Annotated in this window: 19 protein-coding genes; 7 read left to right on the top strand and 12 right to left on the bottom strand. The window is 63.8% G+C overall.

Features of this window, described 5'->3' with window-relative positions; translation table 11 throughout:
- Window positions 1-48 precede the first annotated feature (48 nt).
- Together LQ144_RS11550 and LQ144_RS11545 are read left to right on the top strand one after the other, a co-directional pair.
- Window positions 49-306, top strand: coding sequence for a metal-sensitive transcriptional regulator (locus LQ144_RS11550; RefSeq protein WP_230118847.1), 258 nt, complete (start codon window positions 49-51; stop codon window positions 304-306).
- 111 nt (window positions 307-417) lie between these two features.
- A complete protein-coding gene (locus LQ144_RS11545; RefSeq protein ID WP_230118846.1) occupies window positions 418-843 on the top strand; it encodes a DUF302 domain-containing protein in 426 nt (141 codons plus the stop codon).
- Window positions 844-968: 125 nt separating this feature from the next.
- Here LQ144_RS11545 and LQ144_RS11540 read toward each other — a convergent pair whose 3' ends face one another.
- From LQ144_RS11540 to LQ144_RS11525, 4 genes are read right to left on the bottom strand one after another with little or no spacing between them, the layout of a single operon-like run.
- Complete coding sequence (locus tag LQ144_RS11540; protein ID WP_290369761.1) at window positions 969-2,144, bottom strand: alpha-hydroxy acid oxidase; 1,176 nt, start codon at window positions 2,142-2,144, stop codon at window positions 969-971.
- Window positions 2,145-2,168: 24 nt separating this feature from the next.
- Window positions 2,169-2,933 (bottom strand): amino acid ABC transporter ATP-binding protein, encoded by a 765-nt coding sequence (locus tag LQ144_RS11535; RefSeq protein WP_290369760.1) that lies wholly within the window; start codon window positions 2,931-2,933, stop codon window positions 2,169-2,171.
- Window positions 2,930-3,898 carry an amino acid ABC transporter permease gene (locus LQ144_RS11530; protein WP_230118844.1) on the bottom strand — a complete coding sequence of 323 codons (969 nt, stop codon included), beginning with the start codon at window positions 3,896-3,898 and terminating at the stop codon, window positions 2,930-2,932. Before LQ144_RS11530 ends, LQ144_RS11535 begins: the two co-directional genes overlap by 4 nt.
- 7 nt (window positions 3,899-3,905) lie before the next feature.
- A complete protein-coding gene (locus LQ144_RS11525) occupies window positions 3,906-4,820 on the bottom strand; it encodes an ABC transporter substrate-binding protein (protein WP_230118843.1) in 915 nt (304 codons plus the stop codon).
- Window positions 4,821-5,065: 245 nt separating this feature from the next.
- On the opposite strand from LQ144_RS11525, the gene LQ144_RS11520 reads away from it, so the two are divergent.
- Window positions 5,066-5,770, top strand: a complete 705-nt coding sequence (locus LQ144_RS11520) for a GntR family transcriptional regulator (RefSeq protein WP_230118842.1) — start codon at window positions 5,066-5,068, stop codon at window positions 5,768-5,770.
- Window positions 5,771-5,861: 91 nt separating this feature from the next.
- Here LQ144_RS11520 and LQ144_RS11515 read toward each other — a convergent pair whose 3' ends face one another.
- Window positions 5,862-6,494: a PadR family transcriptional regulator gene (locus LQ144_RS11515; RefSeq protein ID WP_230118841.1), complete on the bottom strand. Its 633-nt coding sequence runs from the start codon at window positions 6,492-6,494 to the stop codon at window positions 5,862-5,864.
- 242 nt (window positions 6,495-6,736) lie between these two features.
- Between LQ144_RS11515 and LQ144_RS11510 the strand changes: the two genes are divergently transcribed.
- Together LQ144_RS11510 and LQ144_RS11505 are read left to right on the top strand one after the other, a co-directional pair.
- Window positions 6,737-7,117, top strand: coding sequence for a hypothetical protein (locus tag LQ144_RS11510; RefSeq protein WP_230118840.1), 381 nt, complete (start codon window positions 6,737-6,739; stop codon window positions 7,115-7,117).
- Window positions 7,118-7,567: 450 nt separating this feature from the next.
- Window positions 7,568-7,849: a hypothetical protein gene (locus LQ144_RS11505; RefSeq protein ID WP_230118839.1), complete on the top strand. Its 282-nt coding sequence runs from the start codon at window positions 7,568-7,570 to the stop codon at window positions 7,847-7,849.
- A gap of 209 nt (window positions 7,850-8,058) precedes the next feature.
- On the opposite strand, the gene LQ144_RS11500 is transcribed toward LQ144_RS11505, so the two are convergent.
- From LQ144_RS11500 to LQ144_RS11490, 3 genes are all read right to left on the bottom strand, one after another.
- Window positions 8,059-8,811, bottom strand: a complete 753-nt coding sequence (locus LQ144_RS11500) for a hypothetical protein (RefSeq protein WP_230118838.1) — start codon at window positions 8,809-8,811, stop codon at window positions 8,059-8,061.
- 128 nt (window positions 8,812-8,939) lie between these two features.
- Window positions 8,940-9,287 (bottom strand): VOC family protein, encoded by a 348-nt coding sequence (locus LQ144_RS11495; RefSeq protein ID WP_230118837.1) that lies wholly within the window; start codon window positions 9,285-9,287, stop codon window positions 8,940-8,942.
- Between the two features lie 77 nt (window positions 9,288-9,364).
- The gene (locus LQ144_RS11490; RefSeq protein ID WP_230118836.1) at window positions 9,365-9,661 is read right to left on the bottom strand and encodes a hypothetical protein; all 297 of its coding nucleotides are present in this window, start codon (window positions 9,659-9,661) and stop codon (window positions 9,365-9,367) included.
- Window positions 9,662-9,870: 209 nt separating this feature from the next.
- Here LQ144_RS11490 and LQ144_RS11485 point away from each other — a divergent pair, with 209 nt between their 5' ends.
- Both LQ144_RS11485 and LQ144_RS11480 read left to right on the top strand, forming a co-directional pair.
- Complete coding sequence (locus tag LQ144_RS11485) at window positions 9,871-10,446, top strand: hypothetical protein (protein ID WP_230118835.1); 576 nt, start codon at window positions 9,871-9,873, stop codon at window positions 10,444-10,446.
- Between the two features lie 176 nt (window positions 10,447-10,622).
- Window positions 10,623-11,099 (top strand): hypothetical protein, encoded by a 477-nt coding sequence (locus tag LQ144_RS11480; protein WP_230118834.1) that lies wholly within the window; start codon window positions 10,623-10,625, stop codon window positions 11,097-11,099.
- Between the two features lie 57 nt (window positions 11,100-11,156).
- Here the strand turns inward: LQ144_RS11480 and LQ144_RS11475 are convergent, their stop codons facing one another.
- From LQ144_RS11475 to LQ144_RS11460, 4 genes are all read right to left on the bottom strand, one after another.
- On the bottom strand, window positions 11,157-11,573 hold the full coding sequence (locus tag LQ144_RS11475) for a hypothetical protein (RefSeq protein ID WP_230118833.1): 417 nt from the start codon (window positions 11,571-11,573) through the stop codon (window positions 11,157-11,159).
- Between the two features lie 114 nt (window positions 11,574-11,687).
- Window positions 11,688-12,155, bottom strand: coding sequence for a hypothetical protein (locus LQ144_RS11470; RefSeq protein WP_354962144.1), 468 nt, complete (start codon window positions 12,153-12,155; stop codon window positions 11,688-11,690).
- A 107-nt stretch (window positions 12,156-12,262) separates the two neighbouring features.
- Entirely contained in the window at window positions 12,263-12,925 is a 663-nt protein-coding gene (locus LQ144_RS11465; RefSeq protein ID WP_230118831.1) for an SDR family NAD(P)-dependent oxidoreductase, read from the bottom strand.
- The coding region (locus tag LQ144_RS11460) for an MFS transporter (RefSeq protein ID WP_230118830.1) at window positions 12,922-13,841 on the bottom strand (920 nt) is incomplete at its 5' end. The genes LQ144_RS11460 and LQ144_RS11465, both read right to left, overlap by 4 nt.

Genomic DNA, 13,841 nt, shown 5'->3' with positions numbered 1-13,841 from the left:
TAGGGGGTATATAGTGGATGGCAAGACGACCACGCCTTTGGAGACTTCATGCAACTCGATCCGACCGAACTGACCCCTGTGGTCAACCGCCTCAAGCGCGCCCAGGGACAGCTCGCTGCTGTCACCCGCATGCTGGAGGAGGGGAAGGACTGTAAGGACATCGTCATGCAGCTGGCTGCCGTCTCAAAGGCCCTGGACAGGGCCGGCTTCGCGATCATCGCCAGCGGCCTGGAGCAGTGCATCGTCCGCGAAGACACCACGATGGACAAAAAAGAACTGGAAAAGCTCTATCTCTCCCTCGCCTAAAAAGCAGGGACCCCAGAACCCCCGTGCCGGGGCGATTTCCCCCCAAGCTCCCCCGGCACGGCCCCGACCTGAACCCGGACATATCTGGCACGACGTATGAGGAGCAGGCTCATGAGCTATACCCACACCGTTACCGTCCCGCTGTCCTGGGAAGACGCTGTCCAGCGCACCCGCGAGGCGCTTGGTGAACAAGGCTTTGGCATACTCACGGAAATCGATGTCCGCGCCACTTTTGAGTCGAAACTCGGCACCGAGGCCGCCGACGCCGTCGGCGACTATGTAATCCTTGGCGCCTGCAACCCCACCCTGGCGAGCCGCGCCCTCGCAGCCGAACCGGAACTCGGCGCACTGCTTCCATGCAATGTCGTTATCCGACGAGGCAAGGACGCGCGCGAAACCACCGTCGAAGCCATAGACCCACAAACCATGGTCCAGCTCAGTGACAGTCCAGTCGTCCGGGAGGTCGCCGACGATGCTGATGCCCGACTCCGCAAAGCTCTCGCCGGGCTCGGCAATTCAAAAGACATCTCCAACTGACCAAAGTGTGGGCACTTGCAAAGTGCAGAGAAGAGTTGCTGTCCGGAAAGATCGGTTCGACGCTGCTGCCACGTGCGCGTTGCTCGTCGACCTGTGCTGCAATATGCATGCCCCATGCACCGGGATTACACGAGCATGCTTTCAGATATCTGGGAGTGGCTCGGGCCCACGAAGACGGTCTTGTCCAGCTCCGCAACGGAGGCCTTGCCGACGAAGCCCATGGCCCCCTTCAGTTCCTCATGGAGAATGCCGAATGCGTGGTCAACTGCGGGTTCTCCGCCGGTGGCAAGGGCGTAGGCGAACGGGCGGCCGGCAAGCACTGCCCGAGCTCCCAGTGCCACTGCCTTCACGATGTCGTGGCCGCGCCGCACTCCGCCGTCAAGATAGATTTCCGCCCGGCCGCCGACGGCCTCCACGATTGAAGGCAGGACGGCGATGGTGGCAGGCTGGGAATCGAACTGCCGGCCGCCGTGGTTGGAGATAAAGATTCCGTCCGCCCCTTCGTCCGCAGCCCGCGCAGCATCCTCGGGATCCATGATTCCCTTGATTACGAGGTTTCCCGACCATTCCGAGCGGAGCTTAGCGAAGTCGTCCCAAGTGGCTGCGGGATTCTTGTGGGACGCCATCCAGCTGTTCATTTCATCCATCCGGAGCGGACGGCCGTTTACCTGGTAGTTTCCGTAAGTCATCTGCCGGCCAGTGAGCCAGCGGTACAGCCACCCCGGGCGGGTTGCCGCGTTGAAGTAGTCTGCAACCGGAGGGCGTGGCGGCATGGACAACCCGTGATGGAGATCGCGTTCGCGTTTGCTTGAAGACCCGACGTCGCCGGCGACCACCAGCGTATCCACGCCAACTGCCCGTGCCCGCTTGATGTAGCTGGCGGTTTCTGCGGGATCTTTCCAGAAAGCAACCTGGGCCCACAGGTTGTTTGGAGCCACCTTGGCAACTTCTTCAAGCGAGCATCCTGCCCAGGCGCTGTGAATGAAAATCGATCCCGCCCTGACCGCCGCCCGGGCAACGGCAGGATCAGAACCCGGGTGGAATATTGTCAGCATTCCCATCGGCGCCACCATGAGCGGCATCGCCAGGGAGTGTCCGAGCACTGTGGTGGATGTGTTCATCCCCGTGACGTCCACCATGGAACGCTGGCGAAGCATCAGGGCGTCGAACCGCTCCTCGTTGGCCCGCATGGTGGTTTCGTCCAGCGCGCCACCCTCCAGGTAGTCAGAAATCATCCTCGGAAGGTGCTTCCGGGACGCTCTGCGGTAGTCGTCGATGCTGACAATCCATTTTTTTCTCAAGATTCCTGCTCCCAATGTGAAGGTCTAAAGTACTTTCGCCAGAAACTGCTTGGTCCGCTCGTGCCGGGGGTCTCGCAGGACGATGCGCGGATCGCCCTGCTCGACGATGCGGCCGTCGTCCATGAAAATCAGGTGGTCGCTGACTTCTCGGGCAAACCCGATTTCGTGGGTTACCACGATCATCGTCATCCCGGCATCGGCCAGGCCCCGCATGACGTCGAGCACCTCGCCCACCAGTTCCGGATCCAGGGCGGACGTCGGCTCGTCAAAGAGCATCAACCGCGGCTCCATTGCCAGAGCCCGAGCGATCGCTACGCGTTGCTGCTGCCCGCCGGACAGGGAACCCGGATATGCGTTCGCCTTGGCTGCCAGTCCAACCCGCTCCAGGAGGGCCCGGGCCCGCTCCTGGACGACCTTGCGCTTTTCCTTTTTCACCCTGATGGGTGCCTCACAGACGTTTTCGAGCACAGTCATGTGGGGAAAGAGGTTGAACCCTTGGAAAACCATGCCGATGTTCTCGCGGGACCTCGCGGCCTCGGCGTTGCTCTGCGCGTGCACCCGACCCTTCTTGATCTTCACCCCAACCGGCTGTCCCTCAAAGAGGATGTAGCCGCCGTCGAGCGTCTCTAACTGGTTGATACAGCGCAGGAACGTGGACTTGCCGGAGCCGGACGGTCCGATGATGCAGGTGACATCGCCTCTATTGATCGTCAGGTCGATCCCTTTAAGGACGTTGAGGTCGCCGAACTGCTTGGCAACGCCTCTGGCCTCGACCACTGTGTCGTTCACGATTGGACCTCCTGCGCGGCGGTGGTGCGGGACCACAATGCTCTGGCTTTGCGGCGACGGCGGGACATGCGTCCCGGTGTTGCCGTTCCTCTGTTGAAATGCCGTTCGATGTAGAACTGGCCCAGGCTCAGAATGCTGGTGACCAGCAGGTACCAAAGGCTTGCAGCAATGAGGAGCGGGATGGTTTTGAAATTCGCGCTGTAGACGAGCTGTGCGGAGTACAGCAGTTCCGGAAAGGCCAGCACGCTGACCAGGGACGTCGTCTTGAGCATCGAAATAGTCTGGTTGCCTGTGGGCGGAATGATGATCTTCATTGCCTGGGGCAGGACGATCCGCCAGAGTATGGTGACCCGCCTCATCCCGAGCGCCTTGGCGGCCTCCGTTTGGCCGCGGTGGACGCTCAAGAGGCCTGCCCGAACGATCTCGGACATGTAGGCCCCCTCATTGAGGCCGAGACCCAGGATCGCGGCGAGGAACGGGGTGATTATCACGTTGGCGTCAACTGAGAAGAACTCGGGTCCAAACGGAACCCCGACAGCGAGCCGCGGATAGATGGCGGCGATGAAACCCCAGAAAAGGAGTTGGACGAACACCGGCACACCACGGAAGATCCAGACCAGGAAAGCTGCGACCCCGGCAATGATGAAGTTCGGGGCGAGCCTGGCAAGTGCCAGCAAGACCCCGACAATAATACCGACAGCCATTGAGATGACTGTCAACTGAAGAGTGCGCAGCAGGCCGGTAAACAGTCGCTCGGAGGTGAACCAGCCGAAGACGACTCCCCATTCAAAGCGGGGATTGGTAACCAGCGAGTAGCCCACCAAAAAAATCACAAACAGGACAATTGCAGCAGTCAACCACAGCAGCCCGTGGTGCTGATGTGGACGTCCCAGAAGAAGTTGACGGTCTATGCCGTCGTCACTGTCAAGGGCGCTTGCGCCTGACGCCGTGGCTGTGTCGCTCATGGCCGTCCTACTGAGCCTTGTTGAACGCGAAGTCCGAAATGGCACCGGTGCCTACACCCCACTTGTCGAGAATCTCCTTGTACTTGCCGCTCTTGGCAAGGGACTTCATACCGAGTTGCACCGCCTTCTCCAGGCCGGCTCCCTTCTTGAACCCGATGCTGACGGGCGACACGTCCCTCTCACCAAGCAACTCAATCTGGCCGCCCTGCTTGATGGCGTATCCGAGAGTAGGGCCGTCAACGTACACGGCATCGATGCGGCCGGCAGTGAGCGCAAGGTTGGGTGCCTGCATATCGGGGTAGGTCATGGCTTGGATGGCTTCCTTGCCCGCGGCTGTGCATGCTTCGGAGAGCGCCGGAAGCCTCTTGAGGTCCTGGAATGATCCCTTCAGCACGCCCACGCGCTTGCCGCACAAAGTGTCCACGGTGAGGTGCTGGGGATTTCCCGGGGCGACACCGATCCCGCTTCCGGACTGATAGTAATCGACGAAATCGAGCACCTTCATCCGTTCGGCAGAGGGCGACATCTGCGAAATGGCCATGTCGAACTTACCGGCGGCGATGCCGGGAATGATTCCGTCGAACGGTCCACTGACGACCGTGGTCTTGAGTCCAAGTGTCTGCCCCAAAGCGGCCGCGACTTCGGGGTCCACACCGACGGTGGTGGTCCCGTCTCCGGCCATGAAGTGAAGCGGCGGCGAACTCTGACTCATGGTCACCGTGAGCGTTCCCTTGTCGCGGGTGGCCTGAGGAAGTGCTGCTGCAGCGGCGGCGTCGGTTTCAACCGCCGCGGTGGAGCCCGAAGTTTTTGCTGCTTCTGGAGCAGTTTCGCTGACCGTTGAAGGGTTGGAGCACCCCGTGAGTAGTGCGCCTGCCAGGGAGACTGCAGCGAGGGACAAAAACGTAGTTCGGAGCTGATTCATCTGCACACCTTTTTAGAGTCGAGTTCATGCCGAGGCGGGAAGGACTAAACCACGAGGCCAAGCGGCCGATCTTGCCGCAGCAACAACGCCGTCTGTGTTCCAGATCACCTTGGCGCTTGATATCCTGTACCGTACATCATGCATGATCGCGAGGCAACGGGTCGCAGTCGCGTAGCCTTCAGGCAAAGACGGGCTCCGTTAGCGCCCTTCAATTGAAACCAGAACGATTCGTAGAGGATGTCCACATGAACGCCATGTCGTACGAGGAAGAAGAGGGGCTAATTGCCGCACGGCCGATGTTGGTGGATCAGGTATTCGAGGCCGTCTTGTCCTTGCTGCTAGACGACAAGATCCCCACCGGTTCGCCGCTGAGCATCGACGGCTTGGCCAAGCGTTTCAAGGTGTCCTCCACCCCCGTACGGGAAGCCCTGGCACGGCTCGAGGCAACGGGAATGGTCAGGCGCGAGGCGCTCCGGGGTTACAAGGTTGCGCCGGAACCGACGGCGGCCGATGTGGACGCGCTCCTGACCGCCCGGGGCATACTTGAGCCGGAAATCACCCGGATCGCCTGTACCAACGTGACAGATGCTTTGGTAGCCGAACTCGAGGAGTTCAATCGGGACCTCGACGCTTCTCGTCTTGGCGGAGACACCTTCCCCGGCTACCGCGCGTACTGGAAGGCGGATGAGAGCTTCCACCGTCGCATCGCGGAAGCTACCGACAATGAGTTCCTGTTGAGGGCCTACGGTTCAATCGAAGGCCACATTCAGCGGTTCAGGCTCATGGTGCACAACGACATGAGCGGCGAACACACGGTTCGGGAACACCAAGCCGTTATCGACGCCTTTCAGGCACGCGACGCTGGCGCCGCTATGGCTGCGATGAACGATCACATCGAAGGCATCAGATCGCGCTCGTCAAGCCTCACCAAATTCGCCCAGCAAAGCTAGGCAACCAGCTTCACCGACTCTGACGTTGCTGATCACACTCGAAGGCTTGGCCCGCACTCCCGGGCGCGCGGGTCCGTGCCGGTCGTCCGGGTCAGTCGGCGAGGATGAGGTAGAGAGCGCGGCGGGTTTCATCCATTTTTTCTATGGCTGCCTGGCGCTGCTCTTCGGTTGCCGCCACGCGGAACTGCTGGATGACTCCCATGAGCTTTCCCACGCTGTGGTGAAACGCAGTCCCGGAGCCGTGCGGGTCGGTGTTCCAGGCGTTGGCGAGCTCTTCGGCGTGTTCGGCAACGTAGGCGCGGCCGTCCTCCGTGAGGGTGAATTCCGTGCGGCGGCCCTCGCCCACGGGGGCAATGAGCTCCTCGTCAACGAGCTGCTGGAGCGTGGGGTAAACAGATCCCGGACTGGGGCGCCACGTGCCGGAGGTCTTTTCTGCGATGGTCTTGATCAGCCCGTATCCGTTGGAGGGCGCTTCGGCCAGCAGCGAAAGAATCGCAGCGCGGACATCGCCCCGGTTGGCGCGGCGCGAACCGCCCGGTCCGAAACCCCGCGGCCCGAAGCCGCCGGGACCAAAACCACCGGGGCCGAAACCACCGGGACCGAATCCGCCGCCGTGTCCGTGGGGTCCGCGGCGGCCCCTTCCGCGTTCGAAGCGGCCCTTGCCTGGCCCGTCCTGAGTGAAACTGTTTTCTGTGAATCTGTTGTCGTCGTGGATGCCTTTCATGGCAGCACGTCCTTTCAATCCGAATCAACACGCCGATAATCGGCGATACTTAACGATATATCGGTAAGTATCGGCCGTCAATGATCAGAATGCCTCCTGGATACCACTGTTCCGGTTCCGGCTTCAGCTCCGGGCCGCCGGCCGAGGACCGGCCGGCCGTGGCGTTAGGCGGCCCCGCTGCCCCTTGCGGCTGCGCGTTGGCGGACCTTCCGAAGGGTGAGGTCCAGTGAGACGATTCCACTATGAGCGAGAAATTAAGCGGCACTTCGGCGGACCATGGCCCGCACCAGCACGCCCATGCCGCACCGACGACGCAGCAAATGCGTACCGTGGGCCAACGCCGCCGCGACGCAGAAGAGAAGCTGGAACACCATCTCCAGGAAGCCCGCCACAAGGATGATCCGCACCACGACGACGACGGCGACCACGATCACGCCAACGACGCCCGACACGACGGCGACGCCGGACAGGAAGCCGCCGGGGCCGTCGATAGCCGGGACGTAGCCGCCATCCAGAACGACGACCGTCTCACCGCAGCCGACCGCGTGGACCTGATCGCCAACCAGGCACTCAGCGAAGGTCAAGACGCCGAACAAAGCCAGGAACCCGACGGCACAACCTGACCATCGATGTCACCTGAAACCCCAGGGCGCAGGACGACGGCGGCAAAGGGACCTTCCTGCCCGGTGCAGGAGGTCGCCGGACCCGGCATTGACGAGGGGGGAGTGCATTGCCGGGTCCGGCGGACTGATCGGTTGGAGGACACCTAACGACCAGATACCCAGATCGTGGCGGCCCGACCTTCAGGAAAGCCTGCGGGACCCTATGAAATCTCAGACCCCCTCCCCACATGCCACCCCCTCCACGGTCGGTTACAGGAACAAGGCCCCCCATCGGGGGCCTCACCACCCCTGACAACCCCTGCAGGCACCGGGTGTTCACCATGGTGCCGGGACAGGATGCGGGCATGAGACAAGGAGCGTGGTCACTATGGTGAAGCGGGAAATGCCGGCAACGTCGCCGGGGATCTGCACGGGCCCCGGGAGGCATTCGGCGCCGGGTCGAGGCATCCGGTGACTGCCGTGGAGCCGTATCCGGCGGCCGAGGACTACAGGGAAGAACGGGGGCCGCGCACTCCGCCGGTACCCGGCGGGCCTCGTCCCGTCTGGCCAGCCCCCGTGCTGCGGCGCCAGGTCCTGAGCATCATCATTGACGTCATCAACGGACCGGACACCGAGCCGCAGGTGCGGCAAGGCCTGCACCAGCATCTGGACGACAACCCCGGACGCCCCGAACAGGCGCTGCTGGCCCACCTCCGTGATTGGCAGGCGCGGGAGAGCCGGTCATTGGAGTGACGCCGGGAGGAACGACGCCGGGCGGCGGCACCGGCCGCCTCGCAGGGGCGTACGCTGAGACACAGGCCGGCGGCGGTCGGTCCACTGGATTCCCCCAATGCCGGATGGACGCCCAGCCCGTCGCCGGTCCCAGTACCCACCGGCCGGGCGGCCGTAACCGCCCCGGGCACGCGGGGACCCCGCACCGCGGGTACCGGCGCGCCCCCGTGTCAGCTCGCAGACCGGACGCTTACGTTCCCAATCACCAACGTGCCCAACCGCGCTGCTGCGACGATGTCCACAGAGGAATCGCTGATGAGAAGGTTGTCCCCGCCGATGACCAGGACGCTGCCGTTCCCTGCCGCCTGAAGCCACCCGGCATCATCCGGGCTCTCTGGGTCAAGCTGCTCGCGGTACATTGTTTCGCCGCCGACATCCAGGGCGATCAGGCCCCCGCGCGACACACTGAAGCTGCAGGCCTGCCCGGTTTGGCGGGCCTGGTCCAGAATGTCTGAGTAGTCACCGCTCATCGCCAGCTGGAAGCCGTGGGAAAGCAGAATCGCGACCAACGCGGAGGTCAGCTCGCCGCCGTTTTCCCGGAAGCTCACCACGGGGACCACGGTGTATGCCAGCACCGGAACGATTCGTGAAGCTCCCGAATCCGTCCCGTGCGTGAGCATCACCCGAGCTGCCAGAGGCGCCAGCCCTTCCGGCCTGTAGGGGGACTCATGGACCGTCACTGCCGGTTCTCCGCAGTGACGGTGGCAGACCCAGTCGCTGAATGTCCGGTATTCGGTCCCGTCTGGGGCCTTGCTTTCGGTGATATCCACTATCAGCGAGAGAGGCTCACCGGCCCGCAGCGGCCGTCGGCACTCGGCACACCTCGTAGCGACGGCGGCCGCGGTAGCCACGTAGCGCGTCGTGTCCCTGCCCTTATAGGGCTCCAAACGTCCATCCCAGGCAACATTGAGTGTGACCGGCATAACATCAATTCTACCCGCCGGTAACCGTGGGGGGCGGGCTTTGCGCACCGGTTCTGCTAGAGGACGACGGCGAGGGGTTGCGGACGCCGGTCCCGAGACTTGACCGCGGGGCCGGCGCCGCCGTCGGCTTAGCCCGGCTGTTTGGGCCGCCACACGCCAAAGCGGTTGCCCTGCGGGTCAAGGAGGTGCGCGAACTCGATGGCGCCGTTGTCAACGAACGGGACGGCGACGCTCGCACCGAGCGACTCGGCTTGGGCGATCGCGGCTTTCACATCGTCCACCTGCACGTAGAAGATCGCCCAGGCGTTTCCGCCCAGCGAGGTGGTGTCCCACAGACCGCCCTTGTCGCCGTCGACCGTCCGGTATCCGGCCGGCGAGAGCTCACCGAAGGTCCAGTCGAACAGTGAGCCGTAAAAGCTCCGTGCGGCATCCGGGTCGCCCGAGCCGATCTCGAAGTAGTTCACTATGGCGGACATCGCCTTCTCCTTTCCGTACTCAACACAAGCGCTTGGGTGGCCGCCCTCCGGCACCCTCGGCAGCGTCCCCCGAATCGCTAGGGCAGGATCTTGTAGAGATCGACGACGGTCTCTTCCGGCGGCGACGTGAATCCGCCCTCGATGCCCTGCTGCATCCGGGGAAGGAGGATGCCGTCGCGGAATTTCTCCCAACTCTCCTTCGACTCATGGACGGCCATGATCGTCCAACCACCCGCAGAACGGCCTGCAGCATGATAGATCTGACCGTCGGGCAGGCGCCCTTCGCCTGGGTGGACAGCGGCAATCGAGGCCTCGTACTGGTCCTTGGTGCCTCCTGCAAAGAAGTGCACGATTCCGTAAGGCGCGGCGTCCATTTCTGCTCCTTGAATAGTCTGGTTTGTGTTGGACATGCCAAGCAATAGACCCCGCCATGCGGGTTGTCAATGGTGCCCGGTCCGGTGGTGCCCATTCACCGCCAGGGGACCGACCGAACAGGCGGGCGGGACGAGTGCGGCATCAATCTTGGCTAACTCTTGGATTTGTCCTGCACCTATCCTTTCCATCGGATTCCTACTGTTGAAACATGAAAACAAAAGCAGCCCTCGCACTAACCCTCACCGGCATCCTCCTCTCCGGATCCGCCGCTCTCGCCGCCAACGCCCAGACCCTCGGCAGCTCCAACACGGGTACCAGCGACGACGCCAAGAACGTCCTCATCACGGACGATTCGGCCACCAGAACCGCCACTCCTGCCACCGCCAAAGTCGTGGCCAAGGCAGCGCCAAAGGCGGCAACCAAGGCCAGCGACGACAAGAAAGCCGACGACAAGAAAGCATCAGCAGCCAAGAAAGCCGCCCGTCCCGCCGAAGCAGGCGATGACAACGGCGGGACCCGGACCACGCCTGAACCCGGAGACGATAACGGTGGGCTGGCCACCGCTCAAACATCCACCGGCAGCGGCTCCGCCGTCACGGCAGAACCGGGCGATGACAAGGGCGGACTGAGGACAACGCCGGAGCCGGGTGATGACAACGGCGGACTGCGGTCAGCCCAGACGTCCCGGGCGGCCCAGGCTGGCGATGACAAGGGCGGAGCCAGCAAGGCGACAGAACCCGGAGATGACAGCGGCGGCCATGGCGGCCACGGCAGCGACGACTGAACCCTGACCCGACTCATCCAGCAACTTCCTGGAACGCAAAGGGTGGCCCTCCCAATAAAGGAGGACCGCCTTTTGGTTCGCCAAAGTCCTGCGCAGCATCGAAGCGGAACCAGTCTTGGACAAGTCTTGGATTTCCCCTGCACCTATCTTTTCCAAAGCCGTCCTACAGTTGGATCATGAAGAGCAGGGCAGCACTCGCACTTTCAATTACCGGCATCCTCGTCACCGGCTCCGCCGCCCTGGCCGCGAACACCTACACGCTCAACAGCTCGCAGACGTCGACCCTCGGCAACGCCGGCAACGTCCTGCTGCCGGACACTTCGGTCACGGCGAGCCCCGCTCCGGGCCGGGCGCCGACCAGCACGGTGGCCAGCCCCAAGGCAACACCGCAGGCGACGAGCAAAGCGGGCAGCAAACCGGGCAGCGGCAAGAAGGTGGACGACAGCAAAACGGCGCCGTCCAAGAAGCCTTCCCCCGCTCCTGCTCCGGGGAGCAACCAGGGCGGTCCCGTCACGGCGCAACCGGGTGCGGGCAGTGGCGGAACCATCGCCACCCAACCGCCGTCGGGCGGTGGCCAGATCGTCATCCCGCCAGGTGACGACAAGGGCGGTCTCCGCGGCGGAGGCAGCGGCGGCCACGGCAGCGACGACTAAACCAGGCTCGTAACGCTCAGCCGACGCGATACTGTCGCGAGACAGCCCCGCATCCACTCACTTGGGTGCGCCTCCGGGCCTGCGCTTACGGTCCAGCACGAGGGCGACAGCGATGCCGAACATCCAGACGTCCTTTGCCAGCGGTGTCCCTTTCTGAGTGGGGCGGACGCCGTCTGCCTCGGTCATGCCGGGGGTCTTCCGATACATGGCCAGCATGGACCCGGAGAAGATCCCGAGACCCACTCCGACCAGGCGGCTGGGAAGGAAAGGTGCCAGCAGTGCCGCGCCCAGTGTCATTTCCGAATAGCTGAGCAGCTTGCCGAACGTTTCGGGCTTGATCCGGCTGACAGGCGGAATGACCCTCGCCGCCATAGCCTGAAGCCCGGCTGCGCTGTCCTTATCCAGGTTCCGCTTGCCGTAGCCGGCATTCAGGATGAACGCCCCGGTGGTCACGCGCAGAGGGATATGACTCATTGTTCTCATGTTCGGTCCCTTCATAAGGCCCCTGCAACCGAGCCTAGTTTCACTGCCCCCACCCCGCCAGCCCCACAGCTGGCAAGAGGCAGACGGCCACGCTAATGAAGAGCCTTACCCGCCCCAGACCGAGGACGAGCCGGAGTGCCCGGTGATGATGCTCTGGTAGATGAGGAACAGCCCAGCCAGCACGCCTACGGCCAGGAGGGCAATCCTGACGGGACGGGATTCCTGAAGGCCTGCCAGCGCGGGAACCCGTCGGGCCAGCGGCGCGTACGTGGCTGCGAGCATCAGCGCCACCACCACCAGGAAAACCACCGAGGTGTATTTGAAGATGTCACCCTGCCGGGCGTGCGCCTGGATCGCGTCGGTGGCGCCCCGGATCGCCTGCAGCTGTTCCCCGGCCTGGGCGGTGATCAGGGCCAGGGGAGCGAGCATGAGGGTCAGGACTCCGAGCGGCCACGCCAGATAGTTGCGGGTCCGGGCGGCAAGGCCGTAGACCACGGCGCCGAGCCCGGCGAGCGGCCCGAAGACCACCACGGCGTGGACAAGAAGAATGTGGGCCGGAAGGCCGGCAATCATGAACACAGGTTGCTCCTTGCAGGACGGTTACCGCATGTCAGGACGGGTACTGCGTGCTGTCACGCTAGCACTACCCACAGGCCAAGGACGCCAAGAACCACGCGTGCTCAGTCGAGGGGTGCTACGAAGGTGCGGAAGTCCGTGCGGTCGGTGTGGATGTGCCAGAGGGTATCGGCGAGGGCCGCGGGTTCGTGTGCTGGGTCGCCGCCGCCGATGCCGAGCGGGATGATCAGCTGGCCGACGTGGATTCCCTCCGGGGCGAGGGCGTCGTGGAGCAGCTGGGCGTAGGCGCTCTCGCCGGCGAAGGCGATGGAGGTGCCCGTAACAGTCCCACTGGGCCTGACCGCGCTGGCTCCGTTAACGAAAAGAACCGTGCCACGGCCCAGTGCCCGCATGCCGGGAATGACCTGATTTGCGGCGGTCACGGGGCCGTAAATGGAGAATTCCACCGGGCCCACGAGGTCTGCTGCAGCGGTTTCGAGGACCGGGCGCATGAAGTCCTTCGCGGGGACGGGGCTGTACTGCAGCACTTCAATCGGCCCGAGGCTCGTGGCTGCCTGTTCGAGGGCGGTTTCCAGGGAAACGGTGTCCCGGACGTCCGCGGTGAAACCCTGGGCAGTGATTCCCTCGTTGCTCAGCGCCGCGGTGAGCTCGTCCAGGCGGGTGCGGTTGCGGGCGATAAGGGCGACCGCGTGACCTTCGCGTCCGAAGCGACGGGCGACTGCGAGGCCCAGGCCAGTGCCGGCGCCGATGATTGCGATGGTCGTCATGAGAGGGTGGCTCCTTCAGATTGTGGGTGCCGGGGAGATGTCCCCGGTTGTGAGGCGCTCGGACGGGCCAGGATGAGGAGTCCGAACAGGGAGAGCAGTGCACCGGCGATCATGAGCACCGCCATGGGGACGGCGGTGCTGGAACCGCCGAGGCCGGCGATCGGTGCGACGATGCCGGCAGTGGTCCATTGCACGAGGCCGAGAACTGCTGAACTGGTACCCGGGTGCTCGGGTACTTCCGCGGAAGCGAGGGCGCCCCCGTTGGTGTTGATGAGACCCTGCGCGACCATGAGGGCGAAGAAGCTGCCCATGGCCACCAAGAGGGGAGTGGCCCACCACAGGGCTCCGGCCAGCATGGCCACACCGGCGACCAGGGCGATGACCTGTCCGGTGAGGATGACCCGGCGGGTGGGCACGCGGCCGGCCATTCGCGCCGAGACGAGGGCGGCGATGGTCATGCCGCCTGCGTTGGCGGCGAAGACGATTGAGTACGCCACCGGTGACAGACCGTTCATGTTTTGCAGGATGAACGCGGACGTGGCGACGTAAGCGAAGAGTGCGATGAACGCAGAGGATGCCACCACGACGTAGCCAACGAACCGGCGGTTTGACAGCACGGTGCGTGCGGCGTGCCCGAATTCACGCAGCCCGCCCGCGTGCCGTTTGGCGGGCGGCAGCGACTCGGGAACCACGAACAGGGCGCACAGCATCATGAGGATGCCCAGAGCGGCGAGTACCCAGAACGTCATCCGCCAGCCGGTCAGCTGCAGGATGACCGCCCCGAGCAGGGGGCTGATGATCGGGGCCACGCCGCCAATGCCCATGACGAGGTTGAGTACCCGGACCAGCTGCGAACCGTGGGCGAGGTCGACGATGACGGCACGGCCGATAACCATCGCCCACCCACCCCCGAAAC

This window comes from Arthrobacter sp. Bi83, from assembly GCF_918698095.1.
Classification (GTDB): domain Bacteria; phylum Actinomycetota; class Actinomycetes; order Actinomycetales; family Micrococcaceae; genus Arthrobacter.
This window is presented reverse-complemented; position numbering and strand designations above follow the sequence as displayed.

Coding starts and splice junctions, on each gene's coding strand:
- LQ144_RS11550 (WP_230118847.1), top strand. CDS start 49: ATGCAACTCGATCCGACCGAACTGACCCCTGTGGTCAACCGCCTCAAG.
- LQ144_RS11545 (WP_230118846.1), top strand. CDS start 418: ATGAGCTATACCCACACCGTTACCGTCCCGCTGTCCTGGGAAGACGCT.
- LQ144_RS11530 (WP_230118844.1), bottom strand. CDS start 3,898: ATGAGCGACACAGCCACGGCGTCAGGCGCAAGCGCCCTTGACAGTGAC.
- LQ144_RS11525 (WP_230118843.1), bottom strand. CDS start 4,820: ATGAATCAGCTCCGAACTACGTTTTTGTCCCTCGCTGCAGTCTCCCTG.
- LQ144_RS11520 (WP_230118842.1), top strand. CDS start 5,066: ATGAACGCCATGTCGTACGAGGAAGAAGAGGGGCTAATTGCCGCACGG.
- LQ144_RS11515 (WP_230118841.1), bottom strand. CDS start 6,494: ATGAAAGGCATCCACGACGACAACAGATTCACAGAAAACAGTTTCACT.
- LQ144_RS11510 (WP_230118840.1), top strand. CDS start 6,737: ATGAGCGAGAAATTAAGCGGCACTTCGGCGGACCATGGCCCGCACCAG.
- LQ144_RS11500 (WP_230118838.1), bottom strand. CDS start 8,811: ATGCCGGTCACACTCAATGTTGCCTGGGATGGACGTTTGGAGCCCTAT.
- LQ144_RS11495 (WP_230118837.1), bottom strand. CDS start 9,287: ATGTCCGCCATAGTGAACTACTTCGAGATCGGCTCGGGCGACCCGGAT.
- LQ144_RS11490 (WP_230118836.1), bottom strand. CDS start 9,661: ATGGACGCCGCGCCTTACGGAATCGTGCACTTCTTTGCAGGAGGCACC.
- LQ144_RS11485 (WP_230118835.1), top strand. CDS start 9,871: ATGAAAACAAAAGCAGCCCTCGCACTAACCCTCACCGGCATCCTCCTC.
- LQ144_RS11480 (WP_230118834.1), top strand. CDS start 10,623: ATGAAGAGCAGGGCAGCACTCGCACTTTCAATTACCGGCATCCTCGTC.
- LQ144_RS11475 (WP_230118833.1), bottom strand. CDS start 11,573: ATGAGTCATATCCCTCTGCGCGTGACCACCGGGGCGTTCATCCTGAAT.
- LQ144_RS11470 (WP_354962144.1), bottom strand. CDS start 12,155: ATGATTGCCGGCCTTCCGGCCCACATTCTTCTTGTCCACGCCGTGGTG.
- LQ144_RS11465 (WP_230118831.1), bottom strand. CDS start 12,925: ATGACGACCATCGCAATCATCGGCGCCGGCACTGGCCTGGGCCTCGCA.